This is a genomic window from Halorarum salinum (genome assembly GCF_013402875.1).
GTDB classification, from domain to species: Archaea; Halobacteriota; Halobacteria; order Halobacteriales; family Haloferacaceae; genus Halorarum; species Halorarum salinum.
In genome coordinates this window covers 1,949,452-1,968,376 of sequence record NZ_CP058579.1, presented here as the reverse complement: position 1 = coordinate 1,968,376, position 18,925 = coordinate 1,949,452, and the positions used below count along the sequence as shown (strand labels likewise).

The window sequence follows — 18,925 nt, the reverse complement described above, 5'->3', positions numbered from 1 at the left end:
GCCTCAAACGCGTTCTATGGAACTTAACTGCTCTCGTAGGCGGTTCACTGCATCGAGGGCCTGGTTCCTGTCAGTAGTTCCGCCAATGATGATCTTCCCGCTTGCGAAGACCAGCAAGGTGACCTCGAAAGAGGGAGGGCGATAAATGAGTCCTGGGAATTGTTCCGGCTCGTATTCGGCATTTTCCAACCCAAGAGCAATCATCGCAGTTTCAAGATCTACCTTTTGGTCAAGGGTTTCCATGAACACCGAAGTCACGTGTTCAAATTCGTAATCGTTTACCTCAATATCAAGTTCATCTAATGCTTCTCGGAAGCGTCCCTCTGCACTTACCAAATCCTCTTCAGTCTCGGCACCCCGGATTTGGAATGACCCAGTTCGATAGATTGTGTAGGCAGGTCCGTTTTCTTCTAATCGGACGGTCACCATAGCGTCGCCACGAAAATTCGCATTCACTACCTCACCAAGTCGTGACTGAAGATCGCTAACGAGAGGCTCTAAGTCCAGTTCGCGCCCAAGCGAACCGGTTCCCATTGTACTCACGATTTCCATTAGAACCCCTCTGATGACTCATTCTTCATCTGCGCAGACGACATCCCGTAGTTCTTCAAGCAAATCTTCCCGGTTGCCCGCTAAGATTTCTATGTCCTCATTCACACTCTCGATTCTCCCACGAATTCAACTCACAACGCGGTAACACATAAATATCCAACTCTCAGGATTGCTGAATCCGTCCCGCGAACACCTCGTGGAACTGTTCACCCCGGTCTAACATCCATTCGTGATACTCCTCCCATTCCTCCTTGTCGGACAGGAATCCGTCCCGGCGAAGTGTGATTTTACTCCGGTTGCTCTCTCCTTGGGCCTCTTCGGGAGGTCTCCAGAGGAGCGATTCGCCCATCTCCTCCTCTATCTGGTCTTTCTGTTGCTCCAGAGACTGATACGCTTCTGGGTCGTCGTTTATGATGAGTTGGGCGTACAGCTTGTTCTCCACCGTGTTAACCGTAAACTGAAGTTTATAGCCCGATTTCCCAATCGGATTGTTGTACCAGTGCTGCGGCTTCGGTTTCCGCCCCCGTAATAGCGTCTCCTGGCCCTCGATTAGATCTCGGAACTGCGTCCAGTACTCCTCTTGAAGTTTCTTCGTCTCGGTCAGCTCTCCCTTCGAGCGCTTGGCTTTCTCCTTCCACTCGCTGGGATCCTCGACTGGATTGAACCGGACTGCTGGGGGAGATTCGCCGATTCGCCATACTTCGAGTCGAATTGCGAATAAATCGACACCCTCGCGGCTATTCTTATTCAGCCACTGGATAGCGTCTCGATGTTCGTCATTGAACGTGGGTGAGATCCAGACGATGATATCTGCATCAACCCCAGCCGCGTAGGCAATGGACTTCCCGAGGTGGTCGTGATCCGAAGAACTCAGTTGGCTCTCGATTACGACCTGCCGGCCATCGTCGACGACCTCGGCAACGATATCGACGTTGTACTTTCCAACGCTCTTCTCCGTCTCGGTCACTTCTAAATCTAGTCCGAGAACGTCCTCCAGATGCGATACCTCTTCAGACCCAATCGAGTCCGCCAACCACGGTGTGAAATCGTGGGCCTCGTGGGACCAATATTCGCGGACGTCCTGTGGTTCAAGCTCGTGGAAATCTGCTGGCGAACCCTGTCTCATACGCTCCTCTGCTCAACGCAGTTACAAAAGCCTTCCAGGAGCGAAATGAGTTAAACGCCCAAAACCACTTTTATCCAATCAATATTCATAGATTTAAACATGCCATGTTTCACTCAGGAGAAACTTATATTTACACCGAGTTAGACATCGAGACAGAATGAGTACGAGTTCGGAAATCGAGTTGCTCACTAGTAAGTACGGGCTCGTCAGTACGTATGTCGACCATTTACGAAACGATCGGGATATCGATTCCCTCTGGCGAACCCAGTTCGACGCACTCAATGCAGGCCTTCTCAACGCCGAGAGCTTTCTCATGGTCGCGGAAGCAGGAACTGGCAAGACCCTTGCCGCCGAGTTCGCCATCGTCGATAATGCGACGGCCGTCGAACGGGAAATAAGTGTGTACCTCATCCCCTATCGATCACTTGCCGAGGAGAAAACTCAGACGTTCCGGGAGACGATCGGCGATACATTCGACCTATCCGTGGAGACCTCGCTGGGTGGGGATCGAATGGAACCAGTCGAGCTGTTCGCAGCCGACATTCTTGTGATGACTTACGAGAAATTCGACTATCACCTCCGAAATCATGGGGGCTACATTAACGAAATCGGCCTAGTCGTCATCGACGAATTTCACACACTCAGTAACGAGCGGCGCGGGCCTAACCTCGAGGTCGTGGCAACCAAGCTCCGAACTGAGTACCCGGAGATTCGCGTCGTGGGGCTCAGTGCGACGGCGCCCAACTGTGAACAGGTGGCCAAGTGGTTGGCGGCCGAGTGGAGCGACTCCGGAACTTGGCGAAAGTGCTCTCTCTGGGAAGGCACCCACGTCGTTGGAAGCGATGAGCTCAATCTCTATCGGGAAGACGAACCAATCACAGAGTCAGTTTCGAGGTACGTCGAGCAGGTCCCCCATGTCAACCCAGCGCTGGAGTTCCTAAGTGGCGACCCCGGGCGACAAGCGCTGATCTTTGCCCCGATCCGACGGGATGCAAAACGGTACGCGGAAGCAATCGCCTCCTTCCTACGCGACCACCCCAGAAGTGGTCCGGTCGAAGTCGACAGGGTCGTCACCCGTGATCTCGAGGAGCGGATCTCGGACGCCGCAGATCGACGTGGCGAGGTGCAGGAAGCGCTCGAAGCGTGCATCCCTCACGGCGTTGGGTTCCATCACGCTGGTCTGAACGATACCGTGAAACGATGTGTCGTCGGCGGACTTGAAGACGGCAGCTTACGAGTCGTCGTGTCGACGACTACCCTCGGGGCCGGAATTAACCTCCCGATCGATCGCGTCTTCATCACCAAGCCGCGGCTCGGCGGCTCCGGCGAATACGGCCGGCCGATGACGACCGGTGAATACAAGAACCTCGTCGGCCGATCGGGGCGGCCACAGTACGGCGATGACCCCGGGGAGGCAGTACTGTATGCGGAGAACGCGCTCCAACAGCAGGACCTCTACGACAACTTTCTCACCGGCGACATCGAACCCGTCACCTCGGCGATCAACCCTATCGACCCGGAACTCGTGCTCGATCTGATTCGGGAGTACGAAGGCCCGGATCGAATCTACGAGTTCCTTTCAGACACGTTCCACGGTGCGACCACCGACCTTCCTGAATCGGAGACGATCCAGGGGATCGAAGCCACGGTTGAGGAGCTGATCGCTCAGGGCATGGTGGATTCCGGCCAATCATCGGGCCGGTTCGACCTAACCGACCTCGGGTACGCGACCTCAAAGCAGCTCATCGCCCCGGCGACGGTGCACGCGGCCGTCCGCTACCTCCGGGACGTTAAATCGCTGGACAAGTTCGACGTAATCGACTTCCTCACAGTACTCGGTGCGTCACCGCTCCTCGATCAGTGCCGGCTATACCGCCGTGGTGGTGAGAGGGGAATTGATCTCGAACCGATTCGCGACCGACTACCCCTTCCCGATTCAGATGATCTCTCCGACGAGACGCTCGCGAACGCGCTGGTTACGGCCCAGGTCATTGCCGATTGGCTCAGGGGAGAGGAGCTCGGGGTGAGCTTCACTCGACGGCGAATCACGAGTAGTCGGACGCCCAGCGACGTAAGCGAACGGGCCGCGCCGATGTTCGCCCGCGGGATTAAGACGCTCACGGAGATCCTGGAAGAGGCAGAAGACCCGCTCGTGGCCGTATTCAACGACCAGCTCGAACAGCTGGAATACCAGGTGCGCTACGGGCTGGACGCTGGTGGGGCGGCATTTGCCAGACACCACATCGCGACGGAGCGGCGGTGGATCGATCACATGCGTGACGGGCTCGATATCGAGCATCCAAGCGAGATTGCGACTGGACCCATGTTCCGATTATTCGGCGAGATGCCCGGTCAGCAGGCGTTCAAATATACTCGTCGGGCAATCAATGAGTTCTGCGAGGAACCCGAGCTCTCCCGCCGAAACACGCTACTTGATGCCCGAAGTGAGGGGGCCGATACTGGGGCAATTCGATCCCTTTTCGAGACGACGCAGACGGTGTTCGAAAACCACTGTGAGGAGCGTCTGGGGAACTGCAATGGACTGCAATACCGGAGCTTCGACGAACAGGGGCAAGATCGATACCCCGAGGGCGAACTTACAATCCTGAATGACGATCAGAGTACGCCGTACGAGGTTGATGGGACCCCCCTCGTGATTGCCGTCGAATGCAAGTCGAAGGAGGACCTTGAGGAAGGAGAGATTAGCGTCGATAACGCGACCGACGTGGTCCGGAAGGCCGACACCCAACCATTCCAACTGACCATTGGGACGCCACAGTTCGCCTCGGGGGCGCACGATGAGGCGAGGCGTCAAGGAGTCCTTCTGCTTCCGGTGGCTGCATTTACTACGTTGATGATACACGCCGAACGTTCGACCATTCAACCAGAGACGTTCGCCGAGTTGTTCACGAGCACCGGTCACCTCACCCGACGTGAGGTCAAACGCATCTTGGGCGAGCGGTGAAGATAGGTTATATGACCTACCAATTCAGAGGAGGCCCGTCAGGTTATTTGGATTTCACAATTGGAGACTTCGTTTTTCGAGTTTATCCTGACGACGTTTTCGCCGACCTCGGGACGCTCCCGAACGAGAATACCCTGGAGGTCAACATCACGCACGAGCAGCTTTCGGCCTTAGCTGACGGATTCAAGCGACGGATTGCCCTCGCACCCACCCGAGTCGAAGAAGGCGGAACACAGTACACGAAGTCACCGCTCGGGAAGGGATATGACATCAAGCTCGACACGGCCAAAGAGGTCGTCTTTCAACACAAGGCCCCCGTCAAGACCCGCGTTCTCGGTCCAGATGACTCCGCGATCCAATGGCTCTGTTATCGTGTGAACATGACGCAGGTGTACAACCTCGTCCTCCAGTATAGCCCTGGGGAGGCATTCTTGGCACTACCGGCCGTTCCCCAACAAGATCACATCAGAGAGGGGCTAGCGAGGTCTGTGTTCGTTGATGCGTACGCCGTGTTTCTTCAGGCGTTGCGACATCGTCAAGAGCTCTCCTGGATTTACGTTGAGTACTGCCCGGTAGCTTTGGATCGGTCCCATGTAATCGGGAAGTACCGTACTCAAAAGTGGGCCATGACGGGCCTCGACACGTACCCCTACTGCCAATTCGGCGATCGATCCACGAGCCATCATCCGCTCGTCTATTTCTGGGACGACCTCAAGGAGCACATCAAACGCTGCGACTATGGGCTTCCTATCCGTGGCGTCCGGGATGAAGCGTTCTTCGACACGATCGAGTTGGATCCACGTGCTTACCCTGGAGAGTATCCGGAACTTCCAGACGAGTTTGATAGCATGGATGCATTTTTAGGGGCGTTCGATCCGGATTTCCGGGATTACATCGAGCGGCGGTTTACGCTCAACGCGCTTGCAAGGACACAGAGTCACCAGCAGCGTGACTCGTACAGGTGGCAGCTGACTCGGTCGCTTCAGGAAAGGGTTCAGAGGGGGCGTGAGTACGAACGGCTTCGGGTGCCAGAGGGGGTCACGTTCCACGGAGAAGATGAGGGTGGGGATACTGAGTGGGTGACGTCAAATTTGTTCGATAGTTTTGTTGGCTCGAGAAATCCGTTGACCAAGGGACTTTCCGGCAACTGTCGATACATCTTAGAAAATGGATGCCCGGCCGAGAGTTTAACGTTGTAGCGAATAGAAAGATCCTTGGACTCTACCAATACCACGGTCTCGTTAGACGACTCACCAAAAAGACCTAGGTCAATTTGATGGCTTTATGAGCCAGTTGGAGACCAAGGTTGGTGGGAAACAGACACTGGGTGAGCGCGACGGCTACACGGATTGGCCAGACCGGGTAGTCTACTCCTTCTTCAGGACCGACCAAGAGCGTCAGGATACCGATCAATTACGTCTCACCCGCGTCGGCATCCACGCCATCTCCGAGGGGAGCGGTACGTCACTTTGGAATCGCCTTCGGAACCTCCGGGGCAATCTCACCGGTACGTACGAGGGAGGAGGCAATCAAGAGGGGCTTAGTCTTCCGGGAGCACGCCGGGGAAGCTTTGATCGAGCGCCATAACCTCCTCGATGTATAACCCATATAGGGCGACGGCAGCAGTGCCGGGCGCGAACTTTACCTCGAAGAACTCGAAATGGAGCGCCGGGTCAGCAACTACCCTTCCTCAGGATTGACTTCCCCGACGAGCCGGGGCCCGAGAGCAACTGGGCGTACCTTAAGCGGAACGCCATCGCGTTCGTTAGCAACTACGGGAAACCCCCGATCGACCCCCGGACGAAGGAATGCCTCGGCAATGACAGCCCTGGTCAAAAGATTAGGGAGTCGAGGCTCTGCAACGTGAACCACGTCGACGAGTCCTACGACCCAGCCTTTCTTGATCGGTTTGCGTATCACATTTCCTGATGAGTTCAGTCCTGGGATCGGTTGTCTGGACGCAAATCACGCCACCTAAAATGCCCGATGTCTCCATTCTCGAGCTTCACGACAAACAAGTGCGAATCACGTTCATCACCAGTATGACATTCTGCGTCGTCCTCGATTATCTCTAACACCTCCCCAACCCGGCCGTGATATAGTTCGTGATCGGAATCAGTCTCGTCAGGAATATCAATCCGGACCGAATCACCCGTTTCGAATCGCCTCATTATTTGAGCTTCAGAGGGAGACGCCCTGTCTGTTACGGACCACCACGAGTACATCCCCAACTCAGGTTTCAAGGTTTCTCCGAGCATCCAGCGCTTCATGACCTTGTACCTCGGCGTGGATTGGGCAAGTACTTGTTGGGTGGTCGTCAAGACAGGCGATGAGACGGCCGTTACAACCGAACCATCGATCCTCAACGTTTGGCTCAATCACGGCCGTGATGACGACGTCCGATCCATCCTTATGGATATTCCCATCGGTCTTCCTGTATCTGGTACACGGGACTGTGACAACGAAGCGATGGACCGACTAAATTCTCGAAGGAGCACAGTTTTCTCCATTCCAGGAAGGAACGTAATCGAAGCTGAGGACTACAATCGTGCTCGGGAATTAAACGGTGATTCGCTAGGTAGCCAAAGTTGGTGGCTCTTCCCTCGAGTCTTGGAAGTAGACGTCTTTCTCCAGGAATTCGAGGGGGCCAAAGAGAAAACGTATGAGAGTCACCCAGAGATCTGCTTTGCAGGATTTGACTCCAGCCAATTTCCTGGAAAGAAGACACCGGATGGTCGAGAGGAACGTCTCAAGGTACTGGAGGAGGACCAAAATCTCCACGAGGAAGTCACGGATATCGTACTCAACCGAGAGAACGGAGCTGAGTGGCACGATCGGATCTCGAAGGGGCGGTTGAACGACGTTATCGATGCTGCTGTACTCGCACTGACGGCGAAGGAACTCGACCTGGGGCCGCGGAACGAAGATGTTCAGTACCCTGCCCTCCCCGAAAAGTCCAAACCCAAGATGGACGAAGTGCTTGACATATACCCGGAGATACTGCACCCTGACTTCGGGGGCTCGTGACTGGTGTAAAATCTACGAGCGATTTTTCATATCTCAGTATTGTGGTCGGCTAGGACACCAATAGAAAAATTACGGCGCATATATTAACAGGACAAAGAAGCGGAATTACGAGACAGGGTTATGTGTCCAGGACATTTGAGCGGGCTTCAGCAACGATATCGTTAATTACCTCTGCGATCGGGAGGTGTTCATCGGATGCTGTCGCGAGCGTTTTGAAGTAGCTCTCTGGAAGCCCCGATTGGTCCACGTCGTAGGTCTTCTGCATCAGGTCACGTTTGTTGCCCTTGTTCGTGATTCCACGCTCTTTCAACAAGGGGCGAAGTCTCTCCTGCCATCGATCGTTGTTGAAGAGCAGATGGAACTCATCTCGCATCGGGACACTCGTCGAGCAGCGCAGGAGATAGGTGAGTTCCCCCTCCGTGAAAGACCGCTCGTTTCGGATCAGGTGGACGTAGTGCAGTCGGAACCCTGTAGGTCCCTGTGTCTCTACGTGGTCCCGGGTCGGTTCGAGATTATTGTCATCAAGGTACCAGCCTTCGCGGAAGATGCAGCCCCACTTCCCAGGGTCTTCGCGGACCAGCCAATCCTCGGTCCAGAGCTCGTCATCAAGCTCACTCCGGAATCGCTCCGGCCACTCCTCGATAGACCGTTGACGCAGTGACTCGGCCGCATTGAGGGGCTCGTCGATATCGTCGCGGTACTCGTTGAGCAATCGCACCTTCTCCTTTTGGATTTGCGTGAAGTCGTCGTCTTCCATGCTGGTCACCCTGATGATCGTCGACAGGAACTCCGTAGTTGATTGACGCTCCGCTCCGGATACTGACCGTGTGCGTGGTTGAGTTCGTCTCTGAACGCCTCGACGACGTGGCGCCAGTACAGGTCCTCGAACTCGCCGGCACTGGAGTCCGGTGCATGTTCCTTCGAGAGGAAGAGGTAGTGCTGACCGTCGTCGGGGTACTCGGCTTTCTCCTCATTGCCGAGGTGCGTATCTTTAACGTACCGATCGGTCTGTTTGGTGCCCTCGGAGGCGTCGACCTTGGCTTCGATCCAGACGAACCACGCATTGGGCGCGCGAAGCACGATGTCGAGCCGGTTGTCCCGTGGCGACGTGAGCTCGGTGTCCACTGAGACGGCCTCGATATCTCGGTGGAAGTACTCAAGGTCGATGTCGGTCTCGATCTGGACTCGGTCGAGGAAACTCTTGAGCAAGTCGGGACCGAACCCGTGTGGCTGCGACGGGTCGAGAAAGTAGGCCAGAAGCGTATTCCAGTGCTGCTCCGATTTCGTCGAGCCGAGAATCCGGAGTGTCGTCTTCGGTGGCTCCGACACCGATGGCAGCGCCTCGAGCGAGGCCCGGAGCTCTCGGAGTCGCTCTTCGAGATCGTCGGTCGCGGCCATTAGCGAACTATGATAGCCGTGTTAGATAAAACTACGACTGCCTGGGAGCTGGCGTTCCACGCGAGAAGACGCTGGCGATCCGTGACTTTAGAATCACCACATAGTCCGCTCAGCTAACGCGAACGGATAGACCGACCCACTTCCTGCGTCCCGTAGCTCGAATGTTGCCTCTGTGAAAGTCCACCGAGATCCGACGGTATCGTCGATAAGCAACACCGGCGCCGATCGAACATCCTCAGTAACGTCGAAGGCATCCTCCACGTTCCATCGTTTCTGGTAGGAGTTCGCCAACTCATGCTGTGGTCGCATTTCCTTGACCCGTTCAACTGCCTGGACGTACTCTAGTCCAAGCCCGGCCGCGATTCGTCGAGCGAGGTCTCGAACCTTCGGCCAGTCGGTTGGCGACGGTACCGCCGTCACCCACGTCGGCGCTGGAGTGGGGTTCCATTCGGTCTCGATTTGCCGTACAGCTGCAGAGACCAGTTCCTGGCTGTACGTGTCCTCCTGTTCCCAGGATTGACTCACGAGCTCACCGTATCCGGGGTCGCCGTACACGGATAGGACGCGACCCGGTTCGTGCTTCCGGTGCTTTTCGATCTTCGATTTACCGTTCTCCGTCGGCAGGTAGTACCGTGGCGATATCTCGTCCCACGACTCCGCTCGATAGTGCTCAACGGCCGCCTGGATCAGCCGCTCGTCCTCGATGTCGGTCGGGATAACCGGCTCAGTACAGTTTGCACAACGGCCGCAGTCGCCCTCGAGAGAACCATCCAGTTCGTCGTCGATGAACGCTGTCAGGCACTCGTCGGTTCTGGCGAACTCCTGAATTCGATCGAGTTCCTCCCACCGGTGTCGGGTCACCGATTCGATCCGGTCGTGGTCGTAGCTCCAGTCCTTCGACGTCCGTTCGAAGCCGTCGTCGACCCGGATGATGGCGTTGTCGACCCTGAGCATGTCCAGGCACTGCGAGGCAGCCTTCCAGGAGATGTTCGCCCGCTTCAGAATCTCGTACTTGTGTAACGGTTCGTTACTGGCCTCCAACGTCGAGAGGACGGTCTCGAAATCCTCCGGCTCTGGGAAGGCCTGTTCGATGAAGAACTCCGCGACCCGGTCGTCTTCGTCCCCCGAGAGCAAGATTGCGAATGCCTCCTCGAGGCCCCGACCAGCCCGGCCGATCTCCTGGTAGTACCGGATGAGGTTCGGCGGTCGCTGGAAGTGGACGACCCACCCAAGGTCCGGTTTGTTGAACCCCATCCCCAGCGCATTCGTCGCGGCCAGACCGTCGACTTCGTTGTTCATCAGTCGATCCTCCAACTCACGGCGACGGTCGCCGTCCATCCCACCGTGGTAGGGCTCGAAGTCCAACACCTGATCGCTCAACCACTCGGCGACTGTCTCGACCTCGTCGGTCGTCAGGCAGTAAACGATACCCGACGACGGGAGTTCCGGGACGATCTCGGCGAGCCAGGCCAAACGTTTGGCTCGGGAGCCGATCTCATTCGTCTGGATGCGCAGGGAATCACGGACCAGGTCGCCACGAATCGCCCGGAGTCGAGGAACCTGGTCGGTGACGTCGTCGACCACCCGGTCGTTCGCAGTCGCAGTCGTCGCCGCGACCGGGATGTGATCCGGGAATTCCTGGAGGATACGCTTGATACGACGATAATCGGGACGGAAATCGTGGCCCCAGTCGGAGATACAGTGAGCTTCGTCCACCACGAGCATCCCGAACTCGTCGTCCATTTCCATCAGGACGTCCTCGTGAAATTCGATATTCGCCAACCGTTCCGGCGAGATCAGGAGAACGTCGCAGGTTCCGTCGACGACAGCTTCCTTCGCTTCGGTCCAATCTTCCGTGTTGTTGGAGTTGATCGTCCAGGCTTCGAGACCCAGCTGGTTCTCCGCGTCCTGGATCTGATTGTGCATCAACGCCAGCAGCGGGCTGATGATGAGCGTCGGGCCGTGGCCCTGCTCGCGGAGTAGCTTTGTCGCGATGAAGTACACCGTGCTCTTCCCCCACCCGGTTCGCTGGACGAGTAGTACCCGCTCCTTGTCGACGACCAAGCGCTCGATCGCCTCCCATTGGTCGGGCCGGAACTCCGCGTCTAGTCCGAGACTCTGTTCCAATAGTTCCTGGCCCCGCCGCCTGATCCCACTTTTCGAATCCGAGTCCACGCCCCCTCTCATCGGTTGTCTCGCTAAAAGTATTTCCCAAGATCCAGAGAGGGTCATCTATACAGGATCAAGTAACAAGTATGAGAACTGGCCAAGATTCGATCTCACGCCTGTTACTTCCGCGTACGAAGACCAGAGGTACGGTCGGAACCCCGACTGGACAGACGACCTCGAACGTCTCAGAGAAACCGAGGACAGTTGAAGGGAGTTTCCGCTCGAGGCCGTTGTTACAGCCCGAACTACCTTTGATGCCGGTGGCCGACGGCCGGACGGCGTCATCTCCAACGACCGGCATCCCTTCTACGGCGAGGAACACGTCGTTGCGGCTGTTACACTCACAGGACGCAACGAAACGACCCCTTCATCGAGAGGTCGCTCCCGCGGCGATCGTTCGTCTCGCCCTGGAATCCGGTGACACTCAAGGACCACTTGGAAGACGAGCACGTCGCGACCGTTACACTCGATCTAGCCGACGACGTCGTTTCTGAATTGAACGAGTACATCGGAACGACCCGAATAGGGTACAACCGCCTGACTACCCGCCGCGCGCGGACGTTCGAGGTCACCTTTTCCGAAGCGGATATCGAGCATGATCGTCCAGTTTGAGGGGCCCCTGACCAACAATTGGCAATTCGAAAATCGACGTGTGGGTGACGAAGTTGGTGGCGAGGTGACCAAATTGGATTCCGACCACCAACCGAGCTAATTGTCGTTCACTCGAAATTGGTGGTCCGACTGCAATTTCGCAAGAAATCTTCCGCTTCCAGCACCGATATTGGTGAATTGGTGCCTCACCAACCGCCAATTCTCACCAATCTATTTTGTCGGATTTCCCATCGGCCAAGCCGATGGGCTCAAACAGCTCCCGGGCGTTCGCGACCCGCCTCCCGGATGACGAGGCGACCTTGATCGTGGACGCCCTCGACGAGACTGACCAACAAGCGACCGACCTGCTCCGCAGAGCCGTGGAGTACTACGTCCAGGAGAACCCCGATCGGATCGAAGCTTTCCATCCGGACGGCTCGCTCGAAGAGTTCTGGGCGGAGCTGCTGTGACTGTGTCGAACGACATCCCCGATGTAATCGATTCAGACGAGACCGAAGCGCTCCTCCGGGACATCTTGGAGCGGACGGAGACGACGCTGGAGCCGATCTCACCGCAGGAGGCGCTGGACCTCTACCTGGAGGATAAGGCCCGCGAGTGCCAGCAGGCCACCGTCAGGTCCCACCGGTCCCGGCTCGGTTTCTTCGTCGATTGGTGCGACGAGCAGGGCATGGAAAACCTCAACGATCTCTCCGCTCGCGACGTCCACGAGTTCCGCGTCTGGCGGCGCGAAGACCTCAACGTCACCAGCGAGAAGACCCAGATGGACACGCTCCGCGTGTTCGTCGAGTGGTGTGAGACCATCGACGCAGTGCAGCACGGGCTGTTCAAGAAGATTAAGTCGCCCGTCATCCCCGACGGCGGGAACGTCCGCGAGACTACCCTCACGACGGACCGGGCAAACGAGATCCTCGATTACCTGGAGAAGTACGAGTACGCGACCGTCGAGCACTTGACTTGGCTAATTCTGGTCGAGACGGGCATGCGGATGGGCGGCGCTCACGGGCTTGATGTCGACGACTATCAGCGGGAGGACGAACACCCGCATCTGAAGCTGGTCCACCGGCCAGATACCGAGACGCCGCTCAAGAACGGTCCCCAGGGAGAGCGGCCGGTTAGTATTACCTCAGAGGCGTGTGACCTCATCGAGGACTACCTCAAGAACCGACGGCCGGACGTGGCGGATGAGCACGGTCGTGATCCACTGCTAGCCTCTCCACAGGGTCGGCTCTCGAAGTCGACCATTCGGAAGTACGTCTACAAGTGGTCCCGCCAATGTGTGGTCGGTCTGAAGTGTCCTCACGACCGGGACCCCGACGAGTGCGGCGCCGCAACCGATCTTGACCAAGCGTCGAAGTGCCCGTCGAGCGTCACGCCGCACCCCATCCGTCGGGGCTACATCACCCGACTCCTCAAGGCGGGTGTTCCCGTCGAGGTCGTCAGTGACCGGTGCAACGTCTCACCAGTGGTAATCTACGAACACTACGATATACGAACTGAAGACGAGAAGATACAGCAGCGGCGAGAAGTTCTCCGCAATGCGCTAAACGAATCTGATGGTTGATTCCGTCTTGAATTCGACGATATCGATCGATAACGCCTCCAAGAACGCCTTCGGTTCTTCGCCGGCAGCAAAGACCACCTGGCTCTCGACTCGCGTGATACGACGTACAGAAGTCACCACTCCTCGTCGAACCCTCTGCCAAACACCTCCGTAGAACGTCGTTGTGCCAGTATGAAGTTCTCCAATAGGCTCCCGAAGCTGAAGTCGAACTATTCGCTTACGGGCTTAAAAACACTCGAATCCCCAAAGAGTTTTTTTAGTTACCAGTCAGCTACGTTTACCATCAATGGTCCAACCAGGTGCGAGCACTGACGAAATCCGAGAGGAGATTTTCGATACATTCAGATCGAAAATTGAGGAGAGTAGCGTTGACGAAGACGTTGCAGAGACTATTCTCGCCAACGCCTTGGCTGACGATCCGCCTTATGAGTTCTCTGAACAAGTGATAGAGGATAGGAGCTAATCCATGGAACTTCAGACACTCAAGATTCAGAATTTTCGGGGAATCAAGGACGAATACACCTTCGAGCCCGACTGTGGAAATGCGATCATCGTAGGGCCGAACGGATCTGGGAAGAGTTCGGTCTTAGAGGCCATCAACTATCTTCTCACAAACAATATTCGACAGCTGGATCGACCTGGAATGGGGAGTGTAAATAAAGATGAGATCATTCGGAACGTCAATGCAGATGGCGATTGTGTCGTGTCGGCCACATTTAATGATGAGAGTGCGGACGATAGTGTAGACGTTCAGCGATCTGTCGACGATTCCCGCCTCGATCCGCCACAAGAAGACCTTCCAGATTCATTGCTCCACATCATCGAAACGGCCCAGCAAGGCCAGCACATCCTTACACGTGATGATCTCTTGGACCTCATCATCACGCAACCGAAGTCTCGACGGCAAGTTCTCAGTGAGTTGTTAAACCTGCCTGACATCGATGACAGGCGACTATCACTACAACGGACCCGTAGGAACCTCGAAGGTGAGTTAGAAGACGCAAAAGCCAAGCGAGAAAACACGTTTGAGCGACTCCAAGAGCTTGCAGATTCAAATACGGACGAAGAACACGAACTGAGGAAGGCCCTTCTAGAGGAGATTAACGGGCTACGAGAATCCTTTGGCGGCGATCCGATTGAGACAATCGATCCAGAATCCGTCCGAGATGACGTCGAATCCCCGCTTGAGACACTTTCTGCCCAGGCGCTCCGTCGAGAGCGACCCCAAGTGGAACTCCAGAATTTTGTTGCTTGGCTCGACCGACTGGAGGAAGAGCTGCCAACAGAACTCGAACGGGTGAACTCGTTGCTTGAGGAATGCAGAGAACGAGAATCGGCCGATGTTAGCGCAAAACGGCTTGAGCTGCTAGAACTCGGTGAGGACGTAATCCCTCCTGACGCAGACGTTTGCCCGCTTTGTCAGCAGGATTGGGACGAGAAAATGCCATTGCATGAGGACGTTCGTCGACGGCGGGAGGAACTCCGAGAATTCCAAAGCGTACTCAATCACCTCGACGAACTTCAGCAGGATATTGTCAACCGTCTTGAAGAGGGACTGGACCACCTCACGTACCTCGTCAAGGAATTGGATGAAGACGAATATCCGGAAGTCGAGGAATTGGAGAAATTCGAACGAAGAGTTGAGGAATCATTGGATTCCCTCCGGGGAGGTCTGATTCACGATCGAAGTTTCCATCGATTGGAGTTGCCAATCTGTGAACCAGAGGCCCCGAAGATCGATATTGAAGATAAACGGATTGTCAGAGCCTCCAATTCACTCCAGTCCCGGACGGAAGAGCTCGACGACCTCAGTGAGGCCGAGGAGGAATATGAGCGGATCGACACAATCGCAAAGCGGTGGCAGGAATACGAGGAACTCGATGAGGAGGTCGACCGACTTCGATCCCTCCTCAGTGATGTCGAGACTGCTGAAAGGGCTTTCATCGAATCACGCTGTGAGGTCATTGGTGCGATCTACGAGGACATCACGGATCGAGTGGAGTCCTACTATTGCTCGATTCACCCCGATGAAGATGGGACGGAAGCTTCGATCGAAGTGACCGATACAGGAGCTGATCTTAAGAAGGAATTCTACGATGCCGGGGAATATCCTCCCCATTCCGTGTTTAGCGAGGGACATCTCGATTCCTTGGGACTCTGTCTTCATCTCGCGCTTACTGATTATCTGCAACACGACGAAAAATCGCTTCTTCTCCTCGATGATGTCGTCATGTCCGTTGATCAAGATCATAGGCTTCAGATTGCACGTACGATTGCTGAGGAATTTGCAGATGAATATCAGATCATCATTACTACCCACGACGAGCTTTGGGCCGAACAACTGAGGTCCCAGGGGGCACTCTACGGCGGATCAAAGGTCCACCTTCGCGAGTGGTCAATAGACGACGGGGTGAAAGAGAGCCGAAGTTACATCGATGTTTACGAACAGTGGGAAACGGTCGAAGAAGCTATGGCTGACGACGAGATGGAACGAGCGGCTCACGAGCTCCGATATGCTACGGAGCGAATGTTACAACAGACGTGTATGTCAATAGGGGGGAAAGTGGAGTATGACCCCAGTGGGACATATCGGCTTAGTGACTTCAGGGATGCAGTTTCGGGGAGGCTGAACACCCTCACAGGCCGAGCAAAGGACAACCTGAATCTTCACGCCGATGATGAGGAAGAGATGTGGGAACGCGTAGATGATCTTGATAGTGAGTTTGGCAAAGTGCTAAACGACGTCGGTCAGCAGCTCAATAAGGTAAATCGACGAGTCCACTGGTCTCCAGGAAAATGGTTGACACTCAGTCTTGACGAGTTTGAGGAAGTCTATGAAGCCCACAAGAAAGCTTATGATCTCCTCTATTGCGATGAGTGTGGCTCCTCGATCCGGTACGAGGAGTTCGACGGATACTGCGAATTGAGATGCAATTGCCGCAATCACTACGATCTTCGATGGAATTAGCGTCCCAGAAAAATAGAGGAGGATCTACCAAGCGCTTGTGACGACCCGAAATGAAATCAGTCTCTACTCTCAACATGCGCTTCGATGGGAGATTTCCCCTGACGATAACATCTCGGAGTTGCGTAAAAAGGTCGACCACCATTGGGTTTGGGTATGGTATGATGCCCAGGAGAGGTTTAAGGTTCATCGAATTGGTCAAAGCTGCGCTCGAGGATGTCCCCTTCGCCGATCACACCGGCCGCCGCCCTGATCACCGGAGATCAACGACCGCATCCCCGATGCCAACCGTGTGAACGAACTGACAGACGACCTAACCCTCGTTGAGAAGGAGACCCACTCCGACACCGAACCCTCACGGGAGCAGATCTCGGACCTGCGCGAAGGCGCTCGCCGCCATGGACTCTGCTTCGATCTTGACGTCATTGACGTAGACGACCGCATCCGGTGGACCGCCCTGTTCAGGCCGAAAGTTCTACCCCGCCCGGTACAACCGCTGGATCTCCTCAGAGAGGCGCTTCCGGCTCAACAGGCTCATTTGCATGTGGGCCATCGTCGAATAAACCAGAATCACATCCTCCGACTGCACTCGATCCCATGTCGACGCCGGCCACCCGTCACTGTCGTAGCCGTCATCCCCCAGAAACGCTTGAGAAAGGAGTCGGGAGACGTTTTTCTTGTTGCACACTACGATTTTTGGATCGACGTGGTGGAGTTGTACTAGGATCACATCCTCCCTGCTGTACGGTGACTCGTTCCACACCTCATCAAGGGATGTCTCTTCACCGAACGCAGCTAACGGACGCTTACAGAGGTCCGTGAATCCAATCCCCTCGGTCGGCCGGTCGCAGAACTCGAGGAGACGGTCGACATACTCCCGGAACAGATCGTTCCTCGTCCCTTCCTGAAAGGGATAAGTCCGGAAGAACGAGGCATTATCATCTACTGACCGGTCACCTATCCCCCGCAGTCACCGTTTGGTACAACGTGTGGTCATTGGGGCCGTTCGGTAACGTTGGCGCTTTACTGAGGACCACGATCTTCGCATCCGGCGATCCGGTATAGAACAACATCTCGTTGAACGCTGGGAGCGTCCCCGTCATTGAATCAATCTGCTCGTAGAACTCCAGTACCGATGCATCAGCTTCCATTCTATTTCCGTCCCACAGAGAGATTTCTGATAGAATTATCGCTTAGACCCCGTCGCTACAACTGATCCAGATACTTTCTCCGTTGCTCCATCTTCTCTCTCTGAGTCCTCCGATCATAGTGCTGGTCCAGCACCCGCTGACTGACGTTAGCCCGACCACTCACAGCGGTCTCCGGGATGTCCTCCTTCAGATGGTGCGTGATACTCCCCCGGCGGATCGCGTGCGGGCTGATCGAAGAAGGACACTTCGACGCGTGTCCCTGCTCCGTCGCTTCACAATCCTCCAGATTCCGCCCGTGCGGACACTCCTCGCCGTACGCGCAGGGCCGTGACCACCGGTACGCGTACTTTGGGATCGTCGTCCTGGACGGCCGTCCGTACTGCGTAGCCAGTAACGGTTCGCGCCCGTAGTCGTCCGTCACGTCGGGGCGGCGATCGCGCAGCCAGTCGTCGAGCAGTTGGCACAACCACCCGGACAACCCGATGAAGCGCTCGCCGTCGGTTCCGTTCTTGATCGGCGTGTCCAAATCCGGTCGATGCCGCACCTCGAGACACTGTTCTTCTGGGTCGTAGTCGTCGACGTCGAGGGCGCGGGCTGCTCCACGCCGCAACATCGTGTGCCAGAGCAGCGCGATGGTGACGTGATCCCTAGAGGCGTACTCGTACGTTTCGAGGTGTTGGAGAATCGCTTCCGCGTCCTCGGCGTCGAGTTTTACGTCGCGGCTGTTCTCGTCCGGGGTCACGTCCGGTGAGATCACCTTGACGTACAACTCTGGGTCTACAGCGTCGATGGACCCAACCACCGGATGAAGACGCGCAGCGTGTCGATCTGCGTCTTCACGCTCACCTTGCAAAGATCGCCGTCGTTCCGTCGCCAGAGACGGAACTCCTGGAGCTTCCGGCCCGTCAGTTCGTTCAGGTTGGTGATGTCGCGCTCGTCGCACCACCGGATGAAGTGGCCGAGCCGCGATCGGTGTGACCGGAGCGTCGACTTCGACAGCTCCATTTCTTTCTCTGCGATGTACAGTTCCAGCGCCGTTTCGGGGTCGATAGGTTCGAGTTCCATGGTTCGCTCTCGTGCGAACCACTCGACTTTGAGCCCCAATCCAGACCGGCTCGTGAAACACCGAAACGCCTGATTTCGTGTGTCTCACCATCGTTTCCGGCCCGTTCGGGAGTCCCTGCAGAGCCTGATAGTCGGTGAAGGCGTTCTCCGTATCGTTGTCCAGGCCGGCAGCTAATGTTCTGATTGGATACCGGCCGTATACGAGCGTAGACGGCCCACGAGCCGGCAACGCCTCCACGTACTGAATATCGATGTCAAACGAATCCTGTTCATCGCGGTACTCTGCCGTCAGGATAGCGGTATAGATCGTTTCAGATTCGCCCATTGTTACTGC

Annotated in this window: 18 protein-coding genes; 9 read left to right on the top strand and 9 right to left on the bottom strand. The window is 56.0% G+C overall.

The window, feature by feature from the left end:
• Positions 1 to 3: 3 nt before the first annotated feature.
• Together HUG12_RS09485 and HUG12_RS09480 are read right to left on the bottom strand one after the other, a co-directional pair.
• Positions 4 to 552 (bottom strand): TATA-box-binding protein, encoded by a 549-nt coding sequence (locus HUG12_RS09485; RefSeq protein ID WP_179268523.1) that lies wholly within the window; start codon positions 550 to 552, stop codon positions 4 to 6.
• A 163-nt stretch (positions 553 to 715) separates the two neighbouring features.
• A complete protein-coding gene (locus HUG12_RS09480; RefSeq protein WP_179268522.1) occupies positions 716 to 1,678 on the bottom strand; it encodes a DUF4268 domain-containing protein in 963 nt (320 codons plus the stop codon).
• Between the two features lie 157 nt (positions 1,679 to 1,835).
• Here HUG12_RS09480 and HUG12_RS09475 point away from each other — a divergent pair, with 157 nt between their 5' ends.
• Both HUG12_RS09475 and HUG12_RS09470 read left to right on the top strand, forming a co-directional pair.
• Entirely contained in the window at positions 1,836 to 4,643 is a 2,808-nt protein-coding gene (locus tag HUG12_RS09475; RefSeq protein WP_179268521.1) for a DEAD/DEAH box helicase, read from the top strand.
• A gap of 11 nt (positions 4,644 to 4,654) precedes the next feature.
• Positions 4,655 to 5,842, top strand: coding sequence for a hypothetical protein (locus HUG12_RS09470; protein WP_179268520.1), 1,188 nt, complete (start codon positions 4,655 to 4,657; stop codon positions 5,840 to 5,842).
• 735 nt (positions 5,843 to 6,577) lie between these two features.
• Here the strand turns inward: HUG12_RS09470 and HUG12_RS09465 are convergent.
• Entirely contained in the window at positions 6,578 to 6,913 is a 336-nt protein-coding gene (locus tag HUG12_RS09465) for a hypothetical protein (protein WP_246308179.1), read from the bottom strand.
• Between HUG12_RS09465 and HUG12_RS09460 the strand changes: the two genes are divergently transcribed.
• On the top strand, positions 6,912 to 7,670 hold the full coding sequence (locus HUG12_RS09460) for a DUF429 domain-containing protein (protein WP_179268519.1): 759 nt from the start codon (positions 6,912 to 6,914) through the stop codon (positions 7,668 to 7,670). The genes HUG12_RS09465 and HUG12_RS09460 overlap by 2 nt on opposite strands.
• A 118-nt stretch (positions 7,671 to 7,788) precedes the next feature.
• Here HUG12_RS09460 and HUG12_RS09455 read toward each other — a convergent pair whose 3' ends face one another.
• The 3 genes from HUG12_RS09455 to HUG12_RS09445 form a co-directional block, all read right to left on the bottom strand.
• The gene (locus HUG12_RS09455; protein ID WP_179268518.1) at positions 7,789 to 8,427 is read right to left on the bottom strand and encodes a hypothetical protein; all 639 of its coding nucleotides are present in this window, start codon (positions 8,425 to 8,427) and stop codon (positions 7,789 to 7,791) included.
• 5 nt (positions 8,428 to 8,432) lie between these two features.
• Positions 8,433 to 9,068, bottom strand: a complete 636-nt coding sequence (locus tag HUG12_RS09450) for a PD-(D/E)XK nuclease family protein (RefSeq protein WP_179268517.1) — start codon at positions 9,066 to 9,068, stop codon at positions 8,433 to 8,435.
• 93 nt (positions 9,069 to 9,161) lie between these two features.
• Positions 9,162 to 11,243: a RecQ family ATP-dependent DNA helicase gene (locus HUG12_RS09445; RefSeq protein ID WP_246308178.1), complete on the bottom strand. Its 2,082-nt coding sequence runs from the start codon at positions 11,241 to 11,243 to the stop codon at positions 9,162 to 9,164.
• A 411-nt stretch (positions 11,244 to 11,654) separates the two neighbouring features.
• Between HUG12_RS09445 and HUG12_RS09440 the strand changes: the two genes are divergently transcribed.
• The 6 genes from HUG12_RS09440 (at position 11,655) to HUG12_RS09415 (ending at position 17,099) form a co-directional block, all read left to right on the top strand.
• A complete protein-coding gene (locus HUG12_RS09440) occupies positions 11,655 to 11,849 on the top strand; it encodes a hypothetical protein (protein ID WP_179268516.1) in 195 nt (64 codons plus the stop codon).
• 242 nt (positions 11,850 to 12,091) lie between these two features.
• The gene (locus HUG12_RS09435) at positions 12,092 to 12,298 is read left to right on the top strand and encodes a hypothetical protein (RefSeq protein WP_179268515.1); all 207 of its coding nucleotides are present in this window, start codon (positions 12,092 to 12,094) and stop codon (positions 12,296 to 12,298) included.
• 2 nt (positions 12,299 to 12,300) lie between these two features.
• Positions 12,301 to 13,410 carry a tyrosine-type recombinase/integrase gene (locus HUG12_RS09430; protein WP_218836437.1) on the top strand — a complete coding sequence of 370 codons (1,110 nt, stop codon included), beginning with the start codon at positions 12,301 to 12,303 and terminating at the stop codon, positions 13,408 to 13,410.
• 286 nt (positions 13,411 to 13,696) lie between these two features.
• Positions 13,697 to 13,873, top strand: a complete 177-nt coding sequence (locus tag HUG12_RS09425; protein ID WP_179268513.1) for a hypothetical protein — start codon at positions 13,697 to 13,699, stop codon at positions 13,871 to 13,873.
• A gap of 3 nt (positions 13,874 to 13,876) precedes the next feature.
• On the top strand, positions 13,877 to 16,378 hold the full coding sequence (locus HUG12_RS09420) for an ATP-binding protein (protein ID WP_179268512.1): 2,502 nt from the start codon (positions 13,877 to 13,879) through the stop codon (positions 16,376 to 16,378).
• A 289-nt stretch (positions 16,379 to 16,667) separates the two neighbouring features.
• A complete protein-coding gene (locus HUG12_RS09415; protein WP_179268511.1) occupies positions 16,668 to 17,099 on the top strand; it encodes a hypothetical protein in 432 nt (143 codons plus the stop codon).
• A 229-nt stretch (positions 17,100 to 17,328) separates the two neighbouring features.
• On the opposite strand, the gene HUG12_RS09410 is transcribed toward HUG12_RS09415, so the two are convergent.
• From HUG12_RS09410 to HUG12_RS21970, 3 genes are read right to left on the bottom strand one after another with little or no spacing between them, the layout of a single operon-like run.
• The gene (locus HUG12_RS09410; RefSeq protein ID WP_179268510.1) at positions 17,329 to 17,526 is read right to left on the bottom strand and encodes a hypothetical protein; all 198 of its coding nucleotides are present in this window, start codon (positions 17,524 to 17,526) and stop codon (positions 17,329 to 17,331) included.
• A gap of 55 nt (positions 17,527 to 17,581) precedes the next feature.
• Entirely contained in the window at positions 17,582 to 18,328 is a 747-nt protein-coding gene (locus HUG12_RS09405; protein WP_321169773.1) for a site-specific integrase, read from the bottom strand.
• Entirely contained in the window at positions 18,304 to 18,591 is a 288-nt protein-coding gene (locus tag HUG12_RS21970) for a site-specific integrase (protein ID WP_321169772.1), read from the bottom strand. Before HUG12_RS21970 ends, HUG12_RS09405 begins: the two co-directional genes overlap by 25 nt.
• Between the last annotated feature and the right edge of the window lie 334 nt (positions 18,592 to 18,925).